Source organism: Streptomyces sp. NPDC101225, assembly GCF_044767585.1.
In the GTDB taxonomy this organism is placed as follows: domain Bacteria; phylum Actinomycetota; class Actinomycetes; order Streptomycetales; family Streptomycetaceae; genus Streptomyces.
In genome coordinates, this window is sequence record NZ_JBIWOE010000028.1 from 82,063 (window position 1) to 101,529 (window position 19,467).

A 19,467-nucleotide genomic window follows, 5' to 3' on the forward strand; every position below is an offset into this window, starting at 1 on the left:
CCTGCACCCTAATGACCGGCCATGGACTAGTCGTCCTTGCCCACCCGGTCCGGTGTCCCCTCCTCGACCTCCGCCATCGCCGGGTCGAGGAGCCGGGAGAGGAAGTGGCGGGTGCGGTCGTGCCGCGGGTCGCCGATGACCCGGGCGGGGGCGCCGTCCTCGACGATCACGCCGCCGTCCATGAAGACGACCCGGTCGGCGACCTCGCGCGCGAAGGTCATCTCGTGGGTCACGACCATCATCGTCATGCCCTCCTGCGCGAGCCGGCGCATCACGGCGAGCACGTCCCCCACCAGCTCCGGGTCGAGCGCCGACGTGGGCTCGTCGAAGAGCATCACCTCGGGCCCCATCGACAGCGAGCGCGCGATCGCCACGCGCTGCTGCTGGCCGCCGGAGAGCGAGGCCGGGTAGGCGTCCGCCTTCTCCGACAGGCCGACGCGCTCCAGGTTCTCGGCGGCCACCCGCGCGGCCGTCGCCCTGTCCCGCCGGAGCACCCGGCGCTGCGGCAGCGTGAGGTTCTCGGTCACCGTCAGGTGCGGGAAGAGGTTGAACTGCTGGAAGACCATGCCGATACGGCGGCGTACGGCGTCGATGTCGACGTCCGGGTCGGTGAGTTCGGTGCCGCCGACGAACACCTGCCCCTTGGTCGGCTCCTCCAGGAGGTTGACGCAGCGCAGCAGCGTCGACTTGCCGGAGCCGGACGGGCCGATGACGCACACCACCTCGCCCCGGCCGATCTCCAGGTCGATGCCGCGCAGCACCTCGTTGTCGCCGAACGACTTGTGCAGGCCGCGTACCTCGATCTCCGGGCCCGCGGCGAGCGGCTTCTCGCTCATTTCACGGCCTCCTGGGCCTTCGCCTCCATACGGCGCACGACGACACCGAGCGGGATGGTCACCAGCAGGTAGCACAGGCCGGCGACCAGGATCGGCGTGGAGTTGGCGGTCGTGCTGGCCAGGTCCCGGCCGTACTTGGACAGTTCGCGCTCCTCCAGGGTGACGCCGAGGAAGAGCACCAGCGAGGAGTCCTTGAAGAGCAGGACCAGTTCGTTGGTCAGCGGCGGCAGGATGATGCGGAACGCCTGCGGGATGATGATCGAGACCATGGCGCGGGCGGGCGAGAAGCCCAGGGAACGGGCCGCCTCCAGCTGGCCCTTGGGCACCGCCTGGATGCCCGCGCGGATCGTCTCGGCCATGTACGCGGCGGCGACCAGGCCGAGCGCGAGCGCGACCTTGCCGTAGGTGCCGCCGACGATCTCCGTGCCGGGGAAGGCCAATGGCACCGCGACCCCGATGAAGATGAAGATCAGCAGGGCGGGCAGGCCGCGGAAGATCTCGATGTAGATGCCGGCCAGCCAGCGGTAGGGCCCCACCGACGACAGCCGCATCAGCGCGATCAGCATGCCGAGCGCCAGTCCGACTACGAAGCCGGACAGCGTGTAGAGCACGGTGTTCTTCAGCGCCAGGGTGATGACGTCGGGGAACATCTGCCGGGCGATGCCACCCTGCGCGAACTGGTTCTTGAGCCGTCCCCAGTCGGCCGAGACCGCGAAGGCGATCACGGCCGCGACGAAGACCACGTACTGCGCGCCGCGCGAGAGGCTGCGCCGCTGCCGTCGGGTCAGGCCCTTCTTCCTCGGCTGGAGTCGTACGTCGGTGTCGGTCATGGGGTTCAGGATGCGGCAGGGGAGGCGGCGGACGGGCCGTACGGGCCGATCCACTTCTCGTACAGCTTCTTGTAGGTGCCGTCAGCCTTGGCGTCCTTGATCGCCTTGTTCACGGCGGCGAGGAGCTCGGTGTTGCCCTTCTTCACCGTGAAGCCGTACTGCTCACCGGTGTTGATGTTGTCGGCGACCTCGTAGGCGGCGTTGGCCTTGTCCTTGAGCCAGCCCTGGACCACCGGGTAGTCGATGACGACGGCCTTGACCTGGCCGGTGCGCAGGCCGTTGAGGACCGCGTCGGAGGACTCGAAGGAGACCGGGTCGAAGCCCTGCTTCTTGGCGTAGTCCTCGCCGGTGGTCTGCGCCTGGGCGCCGAGCTTGACCTTCTTGGCCTTCGCGTCGGCGAGCGAGGTGATGCCGCTGTCCTTGGCCACCATCAGGGCCTGGGTGGCGTCGAAGTACGGGACGGAGAAGTCGACGTTCTTCTTGCGCTCGGCGGTGATCGTCATGCCGGCCGCGGCCAGGTCGCACTCGCCGGAGTTGAGGAAGGCACCGGTCTTGAAGTTCTCGAAGGGCGTGTCGAGGATCTGCTGCTTGACGCCCAGGTCCTTGGCGACGAGGTCGATCATCGACACGTCGAAGCCCTGCACGGTGCCGTCGATCTCCGACTGGAAGGGCGGGTAGGGCAGGTGCGTGCACGTGGTGAGCTGTCCGGCCTTGACGAGTTCGACCCCGCCGGCGGCCGTCTTGCTCCCGCTGCCGCCGCTGCCGCTCGACGTGCAGGCGGCCACGAGCACCAGCCCGGCCGTCGCGGTGGTGGCGGCCAGAACGCGGGTCCGGCGCCCGGAGAGGATCTGCACGGGGGGCCTCCTGTGAGGGAACTGTAGGTTCCGATTATAAGGAGAAGTTTGAGTCCCTCAAACCAAACCCATGGTCTCAGGAGCGTACGGCCTACGAAGTCTCTCCCCGACCCGCCCGCGCGGGCGCGGTGGCGCGGGCGGGCGCGGTACCGGCGGAGGAGGGGCCGCCGGATCTCGTCCACAGTGTCCGGCAGCAGAACAGAGCAGAACAGAGCAGAACAGAGACTGAATTCGACGCTATAGCTGCTATTATTTTCGAAGTTTTACCGGGGGCAGCTTCCCGTATTCTTCTGCCCGCTTTTCCCGGCCCTAAACGTAAAGATTTCTACGATCACCAACGGGTGCATTTCGGGCGGATGTCGTGAGGATTAGACCTCTGTGACGCGTTCCACAGCGCGCCCGATTCGCCCCCTATTTACCCCGCAAAATGGGCGCAATCGCCCCGCCGCCGCGCCGGATCTCGCGCCCGCGTGATAACACATCGCATGTCCAGGTGTAACCCCACTCCGCCATGCATTTTGCATTTTCCATCGGTAAGTTAAATTCACATGACTGCCGCACACGCAGACCGAGCAGAACTGCAAATAGACCGTCCGTCGGTGACGGACGGCGCCGCGCTGTGGCGGATCGCCCGGGATTCGAAGACGCTCGACCTGAACTCGTCGTACAGCTATCTGCTGTGGTGCCGCGACTTCGCCGGCACCACCGCCGTGGCGCGCGACGAGCGCGGCGAGGCGGTCGGCTTCGTGACCGGATACGTAAGGCCGGACCGCCCGCGCACCCTGCTCGTCTGGCAGGTGGCGGTGGACGAGGCGTACCGGGGACGCGGGCTCGCGGCCACGCTCCTCGACGGGCTGGTGGCGCGCAGCTCCGGCGAGCACCGGATCACCGCCCTGGAGACCACCATCACGCCCGGCAACACCGCCTCCGAGCGACTGTTCACCTCGTTCGCCGAGCGGCATGGCGCCGCGGTGGAGCGCGAGGTGCTCTTCGGGGAGGGCCTGTTCCCCGACGGACCGCACGACCCCGAGGTCCTGTACCGCATCGGCCCCCTCTCCCTCTGAACTCCCCGCGAAGCCACCGAAGACCTCGGCGAAGTCGACGCGGACTTCCCACAGACCCTGCCGACCCCCCACGTAACGAGGAGCGAATCGTCGTGACCATCACCCAGCCCGACCTCAGCGTCTTCGAGACTCTCGAGTCCGAGGTGCGCAGCTACTGCCGCGGCTGGCCCGCCGTCTTCGACCGTGCGCTGGGCAGCCGCATGTACGACGAGGACGGCCATGCGTACCTGGACTTCTTCGCCGGGGCCGGCTCACTCAACTACGGGCACAACAACCCCGTCCTGAAACGGGCGCTGATCGACTACCTGGAGCGGGACGGCGTCACGCACGGGCTCGACATGTCGACCACCGCCAAACGGTCCTTCCTGCAGACCTTCCAGGACCTGGTGCTACGGCCGCGCGACCTGCCGTACAAAGTCATGTTCCCGGGCCCCACGGGCACCAACGCCGTCGAGTCGGCGCTGAAGCTCGCCCGGAAGGTGAAGGGCCGCGAGGCCATCGTGTCCTTCACCAACGCCTTCCACGGCATGTCGCTCGGCTCCCTCGCCGTCACCGGCAACGCCTTCAAGCGGGCCGGCGCCGGCGTCCCGCTGGTGCACGGCACGCCCATGCCGTTCGACAACTACTTCGACGGCCAGGTCCAGGACTTCCTGTGGTTCGAGCGGCTGCTGGAGGACCAGGGCTCCGGGCTCAACAAGCCCGCCGCCGTGATCGTCGAGACCGTGCAGGGCGAGGGCGGCATCAACGTCGCGCGCCCCGAGTGGCTGCGCGCGCTGTCCGAGCTGTGCGAGCGCCAGGACATGCTGCTCATCGTCGACGACATCCAGATGGGCTGCGGCCGCACCGGTGCCTTCTTCTCCTTCGAGGAGGCCGGCATCACGCCGGACATCGTCACCGTGTCGAAGTCCATCAGCGGCTACGGACTGCCGATGTCGCTGTGCCTGTTCAAGCCCGAGCTGGACGTCTGGGAGCCGGGCGAGCACAACGGCACCTTCCGCGGCAACAACCCCGCCTTCGTCACGGCCACGGCCACGCTGGAGGCGTACTGGGCGGACGGGTCCGTGATGGAGAAGCAGACCCGCGCCCGCGGCGAGCAGGTCGAGCAGGCCTTCGCCGCCATCACCGAGGAGAACCCCGCCGCCGTCAAGGAGTACCGCGGCCGCGGTCTCGTCTGGGGCATGGAGTTCCACGACAAGGAGCGCGCGGGCCGGATCGCCCGGCGCGCCTTCGAGCTGGGGCTGCTCATCGAGACCTCGGGCCCGGAGAGCGAGGTCGTCAAACTCCTCCCGGCGCTCACCGTCACGGCCGACGAACTGGACGAGGGGCTCAGCATCCTCGCCCGCGCCGTGCGCGAGACCGCCTGAACAACCGAGAAAGCCCCGTTCCGGGCATCAACTAGGAGGCAAGGCAACACCGTGATCGTCCGTTCGTTCAAGGAGATCGAAGGCACCGACCGGCATGTGAAGTCCGCGTCCGGCACCTGGGAGAGCAAAAGGATCGTCCTCGCCAAGGAAAGGGTCGGCTTCTCGGTCCACGAGACGATCCTGTACGCGGGTACCGAGACCGACATGTGGTACGCGAATCACATCGAGGCCGTCGTCTGCACCCGGGGCGACGCCGAGCTGACCGACCGTGAGACCGGGAAGACGTACCACATCACGCCCGGCACGATGTACCTCCTCGACGGCCACGAGCGGCACACGCTCAAGGTCAAGGAGGACTTCCACTGCATCTGTGTCTTCAACCCGCCCGTGACGGGACGGGAGGACCACGACGAGAACGGCGTCTACCCACTGCTCACCGAGCCCGAGGAGGTGTGACATCACATGACCACCATCACTGATCTCTATCCCAGCCGCGGTCCCGCCGAGGTGTCCGTACCCCGCAAGGACCCGGTCGTCTGGGGTTCCCCGGACACCCCGGGCCCGATCGCGGCGGCCGAGCTCCAGTCGTTCGAGCGCGACGGATTCCTCGCCATCGACCAGCTGATCGCCCCGGACGAGGTCCCGACGTACCGGCAGGAACTGGACCGTCTGGTCGCCGACCCGCGGATCCGCGAGGACGAGCGCTCGATCGTCGAGCCGAAGTCCAAGGAGATCCGCTCGGTCTTCGAGGTCCACAAGATCAGCGAGGTGTTCGCGCAACTGGTGCGCGACGAGCGGGTCGTCGGCCGGGCGCGGCAGATCCTCGGCTCGGACGTCTACGTCCACCAGTCGCGGATCAACGTCAAGCCCGGTTTCGGGGCCAGCGGCTTCTACTGGCACTCGGACTTCGAGACCTGGCACGCCGAGGACGGCCTGCCCAACATGCGTACGGTGTCCGTCTCGATCGCGCTGACCGAGAACTACGACACCAACGGTGGCCTCATGATCATGCCGGGGTCGCACAGGACGTTCCTGGGCTGCGCCGGCGAGACGCCCAAGGACAACTACAAGCAGTCGCTGCAGATGCAGGACGCGGGCACGCCCTCGGACGAGGCGCTGACCGCCATGGCGAGCAACTACGGCATCAAGCTGTTCACCGGCAAGGCCGGTTCGGCGACGTGGTTCGACTGCAACTGCATGCACGGCTCGGGTGACAACATCACGCCGTTCCCGCGCAGCAACGTCTTCATCGTGTTCAACAGCGTGGAGAACGCCGCGGTCGAGCCGTTCGCGGCTCCCGTGCGGCGGCCCGAGTTCATCGGGGCGCGGGACTTCACCCCGGTGAAGTAGCCGGACCCGGCAGTACGGGAGCGGGCGGCGTCACTGGCTCACGGCCACGACAGTGACGCCGCCCGCTCCCGTACGTGCCCGACCGCTCCCGTACGCCCGACCCGACCGCCGGCAGGGGGGCGGAACTCGACCGGGTCCAGGGCGAGTTCGGCGTGCACCGGCGGCGCGGCGCGGCCCGCGCCAGGGGTTCAGGCGGAGAGGACGTCCAGCAGGCGGTCGACGTCGGCGGCCGTGTTGTACAGGTGGAAGGCGACACGCAGCCGGCCCGCGCGGTTGGAGACCTCCACCCCCGCACCGCTCAGATCGCCCTGGCGGTGGCCGAGGCCGGGCACGGAGACGATCGGCGCGCCGGGGGACGGGACGGGCTCGCGGCCGAGGGAGGCGAGACCGGCGCGGAACCGGTCGGCCAGGGCGAGGTCGTGGGCGCGCACGGCGTCCCGGCCCGCCTCCTCCAGCAGTTCCAGGGAGTGGCGGGCGCCCGCGTAGGAGAAGAGGGCGGGGCTCTCGTCGAACCTCCGTGCGGAGTGGGCGAGTTCGTCGATGGGGCCGTAGCAGGCGTCCCACGGGTGCTCCCCCGCCACCCAGCCGGCGAACAGCGGTGTGAGTCCGCCGAGGTCCTCCGGGACGACGAGGAAGGCCACGCCGCGCGGGCAGACCAGCCACTTGAAGGCGACGGAGGCGGAGAAGTCGTGGGCGTCCGCGTCGAAGTCCAGCCATCCTGCGGCCTGGGACGCGTCGACGTACGTACGCGCCCCGTGCCTCCGCGCCGCCTCCTTGATCGCGGCCAGGTCGGCCACGCGGCCGTCGGCGGACTGGACGGCGCTGACCGCGACCAGCGCGGTGCCGGGCCGCACGGACTCCGCGACGCGCTCCAGCGGCACGCTGCGCACCTTGAGGTCGGAGCGGACGTGGAAGGGGTTGACCACCGAGCTGAAGTCGCCCTCGGCGGTGAGGACTTCGGCGCCGGCCGGGAGGGAGGCGGCGATCAGTCCGCTGTAGACGGCGACCGAGGCGCCGGCCGCCACCCGGCGCTCGGGCACCCCGACGAGCCGTGCGAACGAGGCGCGGCTCGCCTCGACGTCGGCGAACATGTCGGTCGGGGCACCGGCCGCGGCCGCCTCCACGGCCGTGCGCATGGCGGCCACGGTGCGGGCCGGCAGCAGCCCGGTGCTCGCGGTGTTCAGATAGGTGTTCTTCGGGGCGAACTCGGCGCGGACGAGGCTCTCGAAGGTGTCCATGGATCCACTGTGGTCCCCCGCGAACCCATAGTCCATTGCCGATTTCTACGTGGTTTTGCCAAGCAACGCTTATATATAGGGCGTCACCTGGGGTTCTTCCACGCGTCGCGCGATCACTGCCGCGGAACCTCGCACCCGTCCGGCCCGCACGCCTGAGCGCCGTCCTCGCCGACCGGCGTGAGCGGGGACCGCTCGCCCCAGGCCTGGGTGAGCGCCTGGGTGAAGACCTCGGCGGGCTGGGCGCCGGAGACGCCGTAGGCGCGGTCGAGGACGAAGAACGGCACGCCCGTCGCACCGAGCTCGGCGGCCTCGCGCTCGTCGGCGCGGACCTCCTCGGCGTAGGCGGTGGGGTCCGCGAGCACCGTGCGGGCGTCCTCGGCCTCCAGGCCGGCCGCGACGGCGAGGGCGACGAGCCGCTCGTCGCCCTCGGAGAAGACGGAGCGCTCCTCCGCGAAGTTCGCCCGGTAGAGGGTCTGGATCAGCTCGTCCTGCCGGCCCCGCTCCTTGGCGAGGTGCAGCAGGCGGTGCATGTCGAAGGTGTTGCCGTGGTCCCGGTCGCGGGTGCGGTACTCCAGCCCCTCGGCGGCGGCCTGCGCGCCCAGGTTCTCCTCGCCGGCCTGCGCCTGCGCCTGGCTCATGCCGTACTTCCTGGTGAGCATCGTGAGCACCGGCTGGACGTCGCCCTTGGCGCGGCCCGGGTCCAGCTCGAAGGACCGGTGCACGACCTCGACCCGGTCGCGGTGCGGGAAGGCGGCCAGCGCCCTCTCGAAGCGGGCCTTGCCCACGTAGCACCAGGGACACGCGATGTCCGACCAGATCTCGACCTTCATGCTCTTGGCTCACTCCCGCTCGCAGGGACACGGAGACACCCTCCGCCCGTTGCATGAACGTTCAAGCAGCGGCGGTCATTCCCCCGGCACCGTGAAACTCAGGAAGAGGTGGTGGTCGTCCTCGGCAGGCGGGTTCTCGGGGTCGGGGACCCAGCCCAGGCGGGCGTAGAAGGCCTGGGCGCGGCGGTTGCCGGCGTGCACGTCGAGGACGGCGGTGCGCCGGGCGTCGGCCCGCCACTGCTCGACGCACGCGGTGTGCAGCGCCGTGCCGACACCGGTGCGCCAGTGGCCGGGGTCGACATGGAACTGGAACAGCTTGACCGTCCGGGCACCGGCGCCCTCCGGGGTGCGGAAGGAGGCGACCGCGACCATCCGGCCCTCGCGGACCGCGCACAGCACCTGGCCCTCGGGGCGGGCGATGGCCTGCGCCCACAGCTCCGGCCAGTCCAGGCCGTCGTCCGGCGGGCCGTCCGGGTAGTAGGTGGCGCGGGCGCGTCCGTGCAGGTCGGCGACGGCCCTCGCCTCGGCCGGCAGGGCGGTCCTGATCAGCAGGGGGCCGGCGGTCCGGTTCGCTTCGATCATGCAGCGGAGGACGTGTCCCCGGCGGCCCCGGTTCCCAGGCGGGTGAAGTGCGCGCGGTAGGCGCTCGGCGTCAGACCGGTGCGGCGGACCACGTGGGCGCGCAGTGAGTCGGCGGTGCCCAGGCCGCAGGCGCGGGCCACCTGGTCCATCGGCAGGGTGGTCGTCTCCAGCAGCTCCTTGGCGCGCTCGATGCGCTGGTGGAGCAGCCACTGCAGTGGGCTGACCCCGCTCTCGGCGTGGAAGCGGCGGGTGAGGGTGCGCACCGAGACGCCCGCGTGCCGGGCCAGGTCGGCGAGGGTGAGCGGCCTGTCGAGGTGGCGCATGGCCCAGCCGCGGGTGTCGGCGCAGACGACGCCGCGCTCGGGCGGCAGCGGGGTGTGGGTGAACTGGGTCTGGCCGCCGGGGCGCACGGGGGCGACGAGGGCGAGCCGGGCGACCTCGTTGGCGACGGCGGCGCCGTAGTCGGTGCGGATGACGTGCAGGCACAGGTCGATGCCGGCAGCGTATCCGGAGGAGGTGACGTAGGGGCCGTCCTGCACGTAGAGGACGTCTCCCTGGAGGTCGACCTGCGGGTAGCGGCGGCGCAGCTCCTCGGCGTGCGCCCAGTAGGTGGTGGCGCGGCGGCCGTGCAGCAGGCCCGCCTCGGCGAGCTGGAAGGCGCCGGTGCACAGCGAGGCGATCCGCTTGCCGGCCGCGTCCGCCTCGCGGACGGCGGCCACGATGCGCGGGTCGGGTTCGTAGGGTGCGCCGGTGCCCGCGACGACGACCGTGTCCGCCGCGCGCACGGCCTCCAGTCCGTCCCGCACGTACAGGTCGAGCCCGCCGGAGGTGGGCACCGGACCCGGCTCGGCGGCGCAGATGACGATCTCGTAGCCGGGCTCGCCGTCCACCTCGACCTTGCCGAAGAGCAGCTCGGGGATGGCCAGGTTGAACATCGAGACGGGCGAGGGCGCGACGACGGCGATGCGGTGCGCGGGCATGGCCAGAACCTCCGGGTGCATGGCATTCAGGCCACTACTGTACGGCGCGGGGAATCCGCAGCATGGGGGCATGCCGAACGACCAGACCCTCGGGAGCGGACAACTCCCCGTCATCAAGCCCGAGTCGGCGCCCAAGAGCCCTGCTCCCGCCGTCACCCTCACCGCCGCCCTGCTCGGATTCGCGCTGATCTGCCTGGACGCCTCCGTGGTGAACGTGGCACTGCCCTCGATCGGTGCCTCGCTCGACGGCGGGATGTCCGGGCTGCAGTGGGTGGTGGACGCCTACACGCTGCCGTTCGCGGCCCTGATGCTGTCCACCGGGGCGTTCTCGGACCGCGCGGGGGCGAGCCGCGCGTACGCGCTCGGCACGGCCGTGTTCACGCTCGCCTCGGTCGCCTGCGGGCTGGCGCCCGGGCTGCCGGCGCTGATCGGCGCGCGGGTGGCGCAGGGCGTCGCGGCGGCGGTCGTGCTGCCGGCGTCGCTGGCGCTGGTGCGGCAGGCGTACGCCGATCCGGGGCGGCGGGCCCGTGCGGTGGCGCTCGGGCCGGTGGCGGGCGGGCTGCTCACCACCGCCTGGGACTGGCGGGCGGTCTTCTTCGTGAACGTGCCGGTGGGAGCGGCGATCCTGCTGCTGACGGCGCGCGCCCCGCGCTCCGAGCGGCGTCCGGCCCCGCTCGACCTGCCCGGTCAGGCGACCGCGGTGGTGAGCCTGACGGCGCTGACCTTCGCGGTGATCGAGGGCGGGCGCGCGGGGTGGGCGGCGCCGGCCCTGGCGGTCGTCGCGGCGGCCGCCTTCCTGCGGATCGAGGCGCGCGGGCCGCACCCGGTCGTGCCGCTCTCCCTCTTCCGTGAGCGCACCGTGGCGGTGACGGTCGCGGCGGGGGCCGCGGTCAGCGTCGCCTTCTACAGCGTGGTCTTCGTGTTCTCGCTCTTCTTCCAGCGGGTGCAGGGGCTCTCACCGCTCTTCGCGGGTCTGCTCTTCCTGCCGATGACGGGCCTGATCGCGGTGACCAACGTGGTGGCGGGCAAGCTCGCCGGGCGCCACGGCGCCCGGCTGCCGATGACGGTGGGACAGGCACTGGCCGCGGTCGCGCTGCTCGTGCTCCTCCTCGTCGACGCCGGCACCTCTCCGGTGCTGGTGGCCGTGCTCCTGATCCCGCTCGCGCTGGGCTGCGCCCTGGCGGTGCCGCCGCTGACCGCCACGATGATGGACGCCGTGCCCGCCGAACGCGCGGGCGTGGCCGCGGGCCTGCTCAACGCGGCCCGCCAGGTCTCGGGCGGCCTCGGAATCGCGGTGTTCGGGCGGCTGGTGGCCGGCGACTTCGTCTCCGGAATGCGGCTGAGCCTGCTGATCGGCGCGGCCCTGCTCACCGTGACGGCGGCCCTCAGCTCCCGCCTCCCGGGCCGTGCGGCCGCGTAGGGCGTGACTGCCGGACACAGGCCCGGCCGCCGCGCGGGGCCGACGGCGGGCAACCGCTCAACTGCCGTCCCGCAGATCGCTCGGCCAGGTGGGCCGGTACTCCAGGTGGTCGTAGGTGACCACGCAGCCCTCGCCCATCGGGGACTGGGTCATGAAGCCGACCAGGGCGTCACCGGTCTCCTTCTCGGTGCCGAGGGTGAACAGGCGCACGAAGGTCCAGCGGCGGCCGTCGCGGGAGGCGTGGAAGGCGAAGGCGCGGCCGGTGCGGCTCACCCGGAACCACACCGAACTGCCCTCCACGGTGAAGGAGTTGGCGTCGTCGGAGTGGCCCCGGGTGACCACCGTGCAGACGGTGGGCACGTCCGGGGAGTACTCCAGGCAGAGCTTGGCCCAGGCCCGCTCGCCGACATGGACGTAGAGCACACCGGCGTCGAACGCCCCGGCGAAGCCCACCGTGACCCGCGCGATCAGCTGGAAGTCCCCCGCGGGCGCCCCGAGCAGCCGGGGCGCGTCCGAGGCGGGCTCCAGGGCCTCACCGGTGGGCGGTACGAAGCGGTCCTGCCGGGGACCGGCCCAGCCGGTGAGGATGCCGTCCTCGTAGGACCAGTTGCCCTCGGGGCCGTACGTGCGCAGAGCGAAGGGCAGTTCGGGGAGTTCCACGTCCATCCCGTGAGTGTGGCACCTCGGAGCGGGCGGTGCGGTCCTGGGGTGTCGGGCGCCCGCTCCGGGGCCGGTCGCCGCAGTTTCGGAGCACGCCTCAGCGCTCGAGGCGGCCGTCGTAGCGCCGCGGCAGGCCGAGCGGGTTGTCGTCGCGCAGCTCCGGCGGAAGGATCGCCTCGGGCGCGCCCTGGTACACCACCGGCCGCATCCAGCGCTCGATCGCCGTGCCGCCGACGGAGGTCGACGTCGACGTGGTCGCCGGGTAGGGGCCGCCGTGGTGCTGGGCGGGGGCGACCGCGACGCCGGTCGGCCAGCCGTTGACGAGGACCCGGCCCGCGAGCGGGGTCAGCTCGGCGAGGAGCTCCGCGCCCCGGCCCTCGCCGGCCGCCTCCTCGGCCGAGAGGTGGACCGTCGCCGTGAGGTTCCCGGGCAGCCGGGACAGCACGGACCCCACCTCCGCCTCGTCCTCGTAGCGGGCCACCACCGTGACCGGCCCGAAGCACTCCTCCAGGAGCAGGTCGTAGGCGCCCTCGGCGGCCAGCTTGTCGGCCGCCACCGTCAAGAAGCCCGCGCTCACCGTGTGGTCCCCGCCCGCGCCCGGGGTCACCGGGGAGTCCACGTCCGGAAGCCCGGCGCGCTCGGCGACCCCGGCGATGAAGTTGTCGCGCATACGGCGGTCCAGCAGGACGCCCGCGTCGGTGTCGCTGACCGCGTCCGTCAGGGACTTCACCAGGCGGTCGCCCGACGCGCCGGCGGGCGCGAGCACCAGGCCGGGCTTCACGCAGAACTGCCCGACGCCCAGCGTCATCGACCCGGCGAGCCCGGTGCCGATCGCCTCCGCGCGCTCGGCCGCGGCGGCCTCGGTGACCACGACGGGGTTCAGCGAGCCCAGCTCGCCGTGGAAGGGGATCGGGTTCGGGCGCGCGGCGGCGGCGTCGAACAGCGCCCGTCCGCCCTTCACGGAACCGGTGAAGCCGGCGGCGGCCACCAGCGGGTGCCGGACCAGCTCGACGCCCGCCTCGAAGCCGTGCACCAGGCCGACGACGCCCGCGGGGATGCCGTGCGCGGCGGCGGCCCTGCGCAGCACCTTGGCGACCAGCTCGGACAGGGCCGGGTGGTCGGGGTGGGCCTTGACCACGACGGGGCAGCCCGCGCCCAGCGCGCTCGCGGTGTCGCCGCCGGCGACGGAGAAGGCGAAGGGGAAGTTGGAGGCGGAGTAGACGGCGACGACGCCCAGCGGCACCTTGTAGCGGCGCAGGTCCGGGATCGGCGGGGTCGCGGTGTCGTCGGGGTGGTTGATGATGACGTCGAGGAAGGCGCCCTCGTCGACGATGTCCGCGAACGCCCTCAGCTGGTAGCAGGTGCGGGCGAGTTCGCCGGTGAGCCGGACCGGGCCGAGCGCGGTCTCCGCGTCGGCGGTCTCCACCAGCCCGTCCCTGGCCGCCTCCAGCTGCTCGGCGGCGGTGCGCAGGAAGGCAGAGCGGACGGCGCGGTCGGCGAGGGCGTCCCTGCTCCCGTACGCGGCACGGACGGCGGCGTCCACCTCCTGGGCTGTGGCCTCCACCGCAACCTGCTCACGCTGCTTCCCGGTTCGGGGGTCGACACTCCAGACTGGTGCTGCTGCCACCGCGGTCCCTCCACGCATTGCTGGGTCATCCACCAGGGTTGTTCGATATGCTGAACGCCGTCTCTGATGATGAATATGCTGTCGGAGACTATTTCCCGTCCAACGAAGGGGTCAAGGGCGATGTCGGCAGTCGAGACAGGCGGCGGGGCGCAGGTCAAGTCCGCGGTGCGGACCGTTGAATTGCTGGAGTACTTCGCCGGCCGTCCCGGCATGCACTCCCTCGCCTCGGTCCAGGAGGCCGTCGGGTACCCCAAGTCCAGCCTGTACATGCTGCTGCGCACCCTGGTGGAGCTCGGCTGGGTGGAGACCGACGCGACGGGCACGCGGTACGGCATCGGGGTGCGCGCGCTGCTGGTCGGCACCTCCTACATCGACGGCGACGAGGTGGTCGCGGCGGCGCGGCCGACGCTGGACCGGCTCTCGGACGACACCACGGAGACGATCCACCTGGCGCGTCTGGACGGCACGAACGTCGTGTACCTGGCCACGCGCCAGTCGCAGCACTATCTGCGCCCGTTCACCCGGGTGGGGCGCCGGCTGCCCGCGCACTCCACCTCGCTGGGCAAGGCGCTGCTGAGCACGTACACCGACGAGCAGGTGCGCAAGCTGCTCCCGGAGACGCTGCCGGCCCTCACCGAGAACACCATCACGGACCGGGAGAAGCTCATCGAGGAGCTCCACCAGATCCGCGAGCAGGGCTTCGCGGTGGACCGCGAGGAGAACACGCTGGGGCTGCGCTGCTTCGGCGTGGCGATCCCGTACCGCACCCCGGCGCGGGACGCGATCAGCTGCTCGGTGCCAGTGGCGCGGCTGACTCCGGCGCACGAACAGATGGTGAAGGACGCCTTGTTCGACGCCCGCGACCGGCTGACCCTGGCAACCCGCAGGCTCTGATCCGGGACGTCGGACACCCCCTAGGCTCTGACCGTATGGACGTCGTACTCCGCGCAGTGCATGACAGCGATCTGCCGGTCTTCTTCCGGCAGATGAACGACCCCGAGGCGGTCCACATGGCCGCGTTCACGGCCGAGGACCCGGCCGACTGGGCCGCCTTCCAGTCCCTGTGGAAACGGATCCGCTCCTCGGGCGCCGTCGCACGGGCGATCCTGGCCGACGGGGACGTGGTCGGCAGCGCGAGCGTGTACGGGGAGCCGGGCGAGCGTGAGGTGACGTACTGGGTGGACCGCGCCCACTGGGGGCGCGGCGTGGCCACCGCCGCGCTGCGGGAACTGCTGGCCGAGGTGCCCGAACGCCCGCTGTACGCGCGCGCGGCGGCGGACAACGCCGCGTCGCGGCGCGTGCTGGAGAAGTGCGGCTTCAAGGTCACGGCGCAGGCGTCGGGGTTCGCGAACGCGCGGGGCGCCGAGATCGACGAAGTGGTGCTGACGCTGGACGGATGACCTCCGGCTGCCCCGGCGGCGGAGCCGGACCGTCGCCGGGCAGGACGCGCGCGTGCCTCCGTACCCCGGGGTGGCCCCGTGGTCCGCGTCGCCCCCGCACGGCAGTGGCCCCCGCCCCCTGCCGGCCGGGGGGTCACGGGCTGCGGGGCATCGGTGGCCGTCGTGCGGGAGGGGTGGATCGTCGTCGTGACGACGTTCGAGAACGACTCCCCCGCGTAGAACGTCCTGCGCGCGGGGGTGGACCGGCGCCGACGACCCCGCCGCGAGGCGGCGGTCGCGGCCGACATGGCCGGCTTCATGAGCACACGATGAGAAACCGGGGCGGAAGGGAACGATCCACTCGGTTTCGCTCGTCATCCAGTGCGGGATGAACAAGACGATCAGGCGGGCCTCCGTCTTCACACTGGTACTCGTGTTCGCTCTGCTGATCAGGGCGACGTGGGTGCAGTTCTACGACGCCCAGGCCCTCGCGGACGACAAGGACAACCGGCGCAACGCGATCAGGACGTACGCGGAGCCGCTCGGGAACATCATCGTGGGCGGCCGGTCGGTGACCGGTTCGGCGCCGACGAAGAACGGCGACCTGAAGTACCGGCGCACCTACCAGGACGGCGCGCTGTACGCGGCGGTGACGGGCTACGCCTCGCAGGCCTACGCCCCGACCCAGCTGGAAGGCATCTACCAGGACCTGCTCGACGGCACGGACACCCGCCTGAACACCCTGATGGACACGGTCACCGGCAAGCGCGCCGACCCGGGCGACGTGATCACGACGATCGACCCGGACGTGCAGAAGGCGGCCTACGACGCGCTCGGCACCAAGAAGGGCGCGGCCGTCGCGATCGACCCGAAGACCGGCAGGATCCTGGCGGTGGTCTCCACCCCCTCGTACGACCCCTCGACGCTGACCGACGCCAACACCGCCGGCAGCGCCTGGAAGAAGCTCAACGCCGACCCGGACAAGCCGCTGACCAACCGCGCGCTGCGCCAGCCGCTCCCGCCGGGCTCGACGTTCAAACTGGTCGTCGCGGCCGCCGCGCTGGAGGACGGTCTGTACTCCACGGTCGACCAGCGGACGAAGAGCCCGGACCCGTACACCCTGCCCGGCACCACCACCGACCTGTCCAACGAGAACCCGAGCGCACCCTGCGAGGACGCCTCGATCCGCACCGCGCTGCAGTACTCCTGCAACAACGTCTTCGCGAAGATGGCCGTCGATCTCGGCCAGGACAAGGTGCGGTCGATGGCGGAGAAGTTCGGCTTCAACGACAGCGAGCAGGACGTGCCGGTGCGCGCCTACCCCAGCGTCTACCCCTCGGACATGAACCGCTCCTCCACCGCCCTGACCGGCATCGGCCAGTACGACGTCACGGCGACCCCGCTGCAGATGGCCATGGTCTCCGCGGCCCTCGCCAACGGCGGCACGCTGGTGTCGCCGCACATGGTCTCGCGGATCACCGACAGCGGCGGCGACGTGCTGAAGAACTACGACGACAGCACGAGCACCCGGCGGATCGTCAGTGCCTCGACCGCCGGGCAGCTGCAGTCGGCGATGCGGACGGTCGTGGAGGACGGCACGGGCACCAACGCGCAGATCCCGGGCGTGACCGTGGGCGGCAAGACCGGCACGGCCCAGCACGGCGAGAACAACAGCAAGACGCCGTACGCCTGGTTCACCTCCTACGGCGAGGCGGGCGGCAAGGAGGTGGCCGTGGCGGTGGTCGTCGAGCAGTCGGACGCGGCCCGCTCGGAGGTCAGCGGAAACGGGCTGGCCGCCCCCGTGGCCAAGGCCGTGATGGAGGCGGCACTGAAGAACTGAGCGGCCCGGGCGCCTACTTCACGCCGAGGATCTGCTCCACCGGGTCGATCGCGAAGTACACCAGGAACAGCACCGACACGCCCCACAGCAGCCAGTGCACCTCCTTGGCCTTGCCGAGGACCGACTTGATGACGACGTAGGCGAGGAAGCCGGCGCCGATGCCGTCCGTGATCGAGTAGGTGAACGGCATCGTGGCGATCGTCAGGAACGCCGGGATGGCGATCTCGTAGCGGTCCCAGTCGATGTGCTTGACGTGGGTCATCATCAGGAAGCCGACCGCGATCAGTGCGGGCGCCGCGGCCTGCAGCGGGACGATCGTCAGCAGCGGGGTGAGGAAGAGCGCCAGCCCGAAGAGGCCGCCCGTGATCAGGTTGGCGAACCCGGTGCGGGCGCCCTCGCCGACGCCGGCCGCGGACTCGATGTAGGCGGTGTTGGAGGAGGCCGAGCCCATTCCGCCGGCCACGGCCGCCGCGCCGTCGATGAACAGCACGCGGCCGATGCCCGGCACCTGCCCCTTGTCGTCGAGCAGTCCGGCCTCGGCGCTGATGCCGACGATGGTGCCCATGGCGTCGAAGAAGTCCGACAGGATCAGGGTGAACACCAGCAGGACCGCGGTGAGGACACCGGCCTTCGCGAAGCCGCCGAACAGGCTGAAGTGACCGATGAGCCCGAAGTCGGGGGTGGCGACGATCTTGTCGGGCACGTGCGGGGTGGTCAGGCCCCAGCTCTTGATGTCCGCGATCGCGTCGATGACGATCGCGACGACCGTCATGGTCACGATGCTGATCAGGATCGCGCCCTTCACCTTGCGCGCCAGCAGCGCGATGGTGAGCAGCACGCCCACGCAGAAGACCAGCACGGGCCAGCCGGTGAGCCGCCCGACGGCGCCGAGCTGCACCGGCACGGTGGTGTCGGCGGCGTCCGGGATACGGCTGACGAAGCCCGCGTCGACGAAGCCGATGAAGGCGATGAACAGGCCGATGCCGACCCCGATGGCCTGCTTGAGCTGCTGCGGGATGGCGTCCATGATCGCTTTGCGCAACCCGGTGACGACCAGGACGCAGATCACGATGCCCTCGAGGACGACCAGGCCCATCGCGTCGGGCCAGCTCATGATCGGGGCGAGCTGGAAGGCGACGACGGCGTTGAGGCCGAGGCCGGCCGCGATGGCGAGCGGCAGATTGCCGCCGACGCCCATGATCACCGTCATCACGCAGGCCACCAGGGCGGTGGCGGTGACGAGCTGACCGGTGTCGAGCGTGTGGCCGAACTTGTCCTTCGCGCTGCCCAGGATGATGGGATTCAGGACAAGGATGTAGGCCATCGTGAAGAACGTGGCGAAGCCGCCGCGTATCTCCCGGCCGAAGGTGGATCCCCGCTCGGAGATCCTGAAATACCGGTCGACGCCGTTCGCCGCCGGTGGTGCGGCGCTTGGCCGGTCGGCCGTCGTCTCGGTGTCGGTCATGGCGGGTGCTCCTCGTGGCCGGATGGATCAGTGTGCGGATGCTGGCTGGATTGTTCCCCCCTTGAACAGGTTTCAGGTTTTCCCCGTGTTACGGAATGTCATCCGCGTGACGGGGACGCGGAGGGCGGAACCGGCGACCGTTTCCGCGGCAGCGGCGACAGAGCGCCCCCGCCGGCCGGACCGGCGGGGGCGCTTCGCGGTCGTGGGGGCGAGGGTCGCTCGTCGACCGGCTGTGGTTCGCCGCGGTGGGTACCCTTCAGCCCGTCGTGCCGGCGCCGGTGCCGATCCACCGCCGGCGCGGGCTCATCCGACGAAGTACGTCGGGTTCGGCAGCTTGTACTTCTGGTTCGCGTAGCCGCCGTCGAGGTCCGAGTACTGGTCGCCGAAGTTGGCGATGATCTCGTACCCGAGGTCCTGCTCGATGTGCTTGCGGGTGCCGGACTTGTACTGCACGGTCGTGCAGGTCCAGGCGCCCGGGGTGGCGCACGAGCTCAGGTAGGACGGCGGGTTGGCCGCGTCCTTGAGGAACATGTGGCCGGCGTCGAGGTTGACATCCGCGCCGACCTTCTTCAGGTTCTCCACCGCGGCCGCGCGCTGCGCCTCGCCGAGGCCCGAGTTGTAGAAGACCTCGACGCCCTTCTTCTGGGCGTAGCGCACGAGTTCGGGGCTGCCGAAGACCTCCGGCCGGTCCGCCTTGTTCACGTACGCGGCCCACGTGGCCGAGCTGTAGGTGTAGTTGTACCGCTTCTCGTAGTCGAGGCTGAGCAGCAGCGTGTCGTCGATGTCGAAGACGACCGCGGGCTTCTCGCGGTGGTGGCGGGCCTTGCGCGCCGCCTTGTCGATGTACGCCCTGGCCGAGGCGTCGATTCGCGCCAGGTCCTTGGCGTACGGGCTGGTCGGCGACGCCTGGTACACGCCGTCGGCGTCCGCCGCCGTGCCGTAGTAGGTGTCGATGTCCTTCACCAGGAGCCCGATGTTGTAGGGCTCGTGGGTGGAGTTGGCCGTGGACTGTCCGGCCGTGGCCGCACCGGCGCCGTAGAGGGCGGCGCCGGTGAGAGCACACGCTGCGGCGATCGCCGCGCTACGCAATGGCTTATGCATGACAGGTTTCTACGCGCGTCACGCCGCCGGGCGCGAGGGCCGTTGCC

General features: G+C 70.8%; 19 protein-coding genes. 8 read left to right on the forward strand and 11 right to left on the reverse strand.

Annotated features, from left to right (window positions below; genetic code table 11):
• Positions 1-26: 26 nt before the first annotated feature.
• Genes ACIRPX_RS31565 through ACIRPX_RS31575 form a run of 3 tightly spaced genes read right to left on the reverse strand, consistent with a single transcriptional unit; the run spans position 27 to position 2,520 of the window.
• Positions 27-836, reverse strand: coding sequence for an amino acid ABC transporter ATP-binding protein (locus ACIRPX_RS31565; RefSeq protein ID WP_404201614.1), 810 nt, complete (start codon positions 834-836; stop codon positions 27-29).
• Complete coding sequence (locus ACIRPX_RS31570) at positions 833-1,666, reverse strand: amino acid ABC transporter permease (protein ID WP_404201616.1); 834 nt, start codon at positions 1,664-1,666, stop codon at positions 833-835. The genes ACIRPX_RS31565 and ACIRPX_RS31570 overlap by 4 nt, the downstream gene beginning before the upstream one ends.
• 5 nt (positions 1,667-1,671) lie before the next feature.
• Positions 1,672-2,520, reverse strand: a complete 849-nt coding sequence (locus ACIRPX_RS31575) for a transporter substrate-binding domain-containing protein (protein WP_404201618.1) — start codon at positions 2,518-2,520, stop codon at positions 1,672-1,674.
• Between the two features lie 548 nt (positions 2,521-3,068).
• Between ACIRPX_RS31575 and ectA the strand changes: the two genes are divergently transcribed.
• The 4 genes from ectA (at position 3,069) to thpD (ending at position 6,298) form a co-directional block, all read left to right on the forward strand.
• Positions 3,069-3,584, forward strand: a complete 516-nt coding sequence (gene ectA / locus ACIRPX_RS31580; protein ID WP_404201620.1) for a diaminobutyrate acetyltransferase — start codon at positions 3,069-3,071, stop codon at positions 3,582-3,584.
• Between the two features lie 92 nt (positions 3,585-3,676).
• Entirely contained in the window at positions 3,677-4,948 is a 1,272-nt protein-coding gene (gene ectB, locus ACIRPX_RS31585) for a diaminobutyrate--2-oxoglutarate transaminase (RefSeq protein ID WP_404201622.1), read from the forward strand.
• 51 nt (positions 4,949-4,999) lie between these two features.
• Entirely contained in the window at positions 5,000-5,404 is a 405-nt protein-coding gene (locus tag ACIRPX_RS31590; RefSeq protein WP_404201624.1) for an ectoine synthase, read from the forward strand.
• Between the two features lie 6 nt (positions 5,405-5,410).
• The gene (gene thpD, locus ACIRPX_RS31595) at positions 5,411-6,298 is read left to right on the forward strand and encodes an ectoine hydroxylase (protein ID WP_404201626.1); all 888 of its coding nucleotides are present in this window, start codon (positions 5,411-5,413) and stop codon (positions 6,296-6,298) included.
• A gap of 188 nt (positions 6,299-6,486) precedes the next feature.
• Here the strand turns inward: thpD and ACIRPX_RS31600 are convergent, their stop codons facing one another.
• From ACIRPX_RS31600 to ACIRPX_RS31615, 4 genes are all read right to left on the reverse strand, one after another.
• Positions 6,487-7,536 (reverse strand): aminotransferase class V-fold PLP-dependent enzyme, encoded by a 1,050-nt coding sequence (locus tag ACIRPX_RS31600; protein ID WP_404201628.1) that lies wholly within the window; start codon positions 7,534-7,536, stop codon positions 6,487-6,489.
• 113 nt (positions 7,537-7,649) lie between these two features.
• Positions 7,650-8,366 carry a DsbA family oxidoreductase gene (locus tag ACIRPX_RS31605; RefSeq protein WP_404201630.1) on the reverse strand — a complete coding sequence of 239 codons (717 nt, stop codon included), beginning with the start codon at positions 8,364-8,366 and terminating at the stop codon, positions 7,650-7,652.
• A 75-nt stretch (positions 8,367-8,441) separates the two neighbouring features.
• Positions 8,442-8,948 carry a GNAT family N-acetyltransferase gene (locus ACIRPX_RS31610; RefSeq protein ID WP_404201632.1) on the reverse strand — a complete coding sequence of 169 codons (507 nt, stop codon included), beginning with the start codon at positions 8,946-8,948 and terminating at the stop codon, positions 8,442-8,444.
• Positions 8,945-9,928, reverse strand: coding sequence for a GlxA family transcriptional regulator (locus ACIRPX_RS31615; protein ID WP_404201676.1), 984 nt, complete (start codon positions 9,926-9,928; stop codon positions 8,945-8,947). Before ACIRPX_RS31615 ends, ACIRPX_RS31610 begins: the two co-directional genes overlap by 4 nt.
• Positions 9,929-9,998: 70 nt before the next feature.
• Here ACIRPX_RS31615 and ACIRPX_RS31620 point away from each other — a divergent pair, with 70 nt between their 5' ends.
• On the forward strand, positions 9,999-11,348 hold the full coding sequence (locus tag ACIRPX_RS31620; protein ID WP_404201634.1) for an MFS transporter: 1,350 nt from the start codon (positions 9,999-10,001) through the stop codon (positions 11,346-11,348).
• A 57-nt stretch (positions 11,349-11,405) separates the two neighbouring features.
• Here ACIRPX_RS31620 and ACIRPX_RS31625 read toward each other — a convergent pair whose 3' ends face one another.
• Together ACIRPX_RS31625 and ACIRPX_RS31630 are read right to left on the reverse strand one after the other, a co-directional pair.
• Positions 11,406-12,014, reverse strand: coding sequence for a DUF1349 domain-containing protein (locus ACIRPX_RS31625; protein ID WP_404201636.1), 609 nt, complete (start codon positions 12,012-12,014; stop codon positions 11,406-11,408).
• 91 nt (positions 12,015-12,105) lie between these two features.
• A complete protein-coding gene (locus ACIRPX_RS31630; RefSeq protein ID WP_404201638.1) occupies positions 12,106-13,635 on the reverse strand; it encodes an aldehyde dehydrogenase (NADP(+)) in 1,530 nt (509 codons plus the stop codon).
• Positions 13,636-13,755: 120 nt separating this feature from the next.
• On the opposite strand from ACIRPX_RS31630, the gene ACIRPX_RS31635 reads away from it, so the two are divergent.
• From ACIRPX_RS31635 to ACIRPX_RS31645, 3 genes are all read left to right on the forward strand, one after another.
• A complete protein-coding gene (locus ACIRPX_RS31635; protein ID WP_404201640.1) occupies positions 13,756-14,529 on the forward strand; it encodes an IclR family transcriptional regulator in 774 nt (257 codons plus the stop codon).
• A 35-nt stretch (positions 14,530-14,564) separates the two neighbouring features.
• Entirely contained in the window at positions 14,565-15,035 is a 471-nt protein-coding gene (locus ACIRPX_RS31640) for a GNAT family N-acetyltransferase (RefSeq protein ID WP_404201642.1), read from the forward strand.
• 367 nt (positions 15,036-15,402) lie between these two features.
• Positions 15,403-16,854: a peptidoglycan D,D-transpeptidase FtsI family protein gene (locus ACIRPX_RS31645; protein WP_404201644.1), complete on the forward strand. Its 1,452-nt coding sequence runs from the start codon at positions 15,403-15,405 to the stop codon at positions 16,852-16,854.
• Positions 16,855-16,867: 13 nt separating this feature from the next.
• Here the strand turns inward: ACIRPX_RS31645 and ACIRPX_RS31650 are convergent, their stop codons facing one another.
• Both ACIRPX_RS31650 and ACIRPX_RS31655 read right to left on the reverse strand, forming a co-directional pair.
• The gene (locus ACIRPX_RS31650; RefSeq protein ID WP_404201646.1) at positions 16,868-18,319 is read right to left on the reverse strand and encodes an NCS2 family permease; all 1,452 of its coding nucleotides are present in this window, start codon (positions 18,317-18,319) and stop codon (positions 16,868-16,870) included.
• Positions 18,320-18,622: 303 nt separating this feature from the next.
• Positions 18,623-19,420 (reverse strand): HAD family acid phosphatase, encoded by a 798-nt coding sequence (locus tag ACIRPX_RS31655; protein ID WP_404201648.1) that lies wholly within the window; start codon positions 19,418-19,420, stop codon positions 18,623-18,625.
• Positions 19,421-19,467 lie beyond the last annotated feature (47 nt).

Excerpts from the sequence above, each read along its gene's own strand:
- ACIRPX_RS31565 (WP_404201614.1), bottom strand. The coding sequence starts at position 836 with ATGAGCGAGAAGCCGCTCGCCGCGGGCCCGGAGATCGAGGTACGCGGC.
- ACIRPX_RS31570 (WP_404201616.1), bottom strand. The coding sequence starts at position 1,666 with ATGACCGACACCGACGTACGACTCCAGCCGAGGAAGAAGGGCCTGACC.
- ectA (WP_404201620.1), top strand. The coding sequence starts at position 3,069 with ATGACTGCCGCACACGCAGACCGAGCAGAACTGCAAATAGACCGTCCG.
- thpD (WP_404201626.1), top strand. The coding sequence starts at position 5,411 with ATGACCACCATCACTGATCTCTATCCCAGCCGCGGTCCCGCCGAGGTG.
- ACIRPX_RS31600 (WP_404201628.1), bottom strand. The coding sequence starts at position 7,536 with ATGGACACCTTCGAGAGCCTCGTCCGCGCCGAGTTCGCCCCGAAGAAC.
- ACIRPX_RS31605 (WP_404201630.1), bottom strand. The coding sequence starts at position 8,366 with ATGAAGGTCGAGATCTGGTCGGACATCGCGTGTCCCTGGTGCTACGTG.
- ACIRPX_RS31610 (WP_404201632.1), bottom strand. The coding sequence starts at position 8,948 with ATGATCGAAGCGAACCGGACCGCCGGCCCCCTGCTGATCAGGACCGCC.
- ACIRPX_RS31615 (WP_404201676.1), bottom strand. The coding sequence starts at position 9,928 with ATGCCCGCGCACCGCATCGCCGTCGTCGCGCCCTCGCCCGTCTCGATG.
- ACIRPX_RS31620 (WP_404201634.1), top strand. The coding sequence starts at position 9,999 with ATGCCGAACGACCAGACCCTCGGGAGCGGACAACTCCCCGTCATCAAG.
- ACIRPX_RS31625 (WP_404201636.1), bottom strand. The coding sequence starts at position 12,014 with ATGGACGTGGAACTCCCCGAACTGCCCTTCGCTCTGCGCACGTACGGC.
- ACIRPX_RS31635 (WP_404201640.1), top strand. The coding sequence starts at position 13,756 with ATGTCGGCAGTCGAGACAGGCGGCGGGGCGCAGGTCAAGTCCGCGGTG.
- ACIRPX_RS31640 (WP_404201642.1), top strand. The coding sequence starts at position 14,565 with ATGGACGTCGTACTCCGCGCAGTGCATGACAGCGATCTGCCGGTCTTC.
- ACIRPX_RS31645 (WP_404201644.1), top strand. The coding sequence starts at position 15,403 with ATGAACAAGACGATCAGGCGGGCCTCCGTCTTCACACTGGTACTCGTG.
- ACIRPX_RS31650 (WP_404201646.1), bottom strand. The coding sequence starts at position 18,319 with ATGACCGACACCGAGACGACGGCCGACCGGCCAAGCGCCGCACCACCG.
- ACIRPX_RS31655 (WP_404201648.1), bottom strand. The coding sequence starts at position 19,420 with ATGCATAAGCCATTGCGTAGCGCGGCGATCGCCGCAGCGTGTGCTCTC.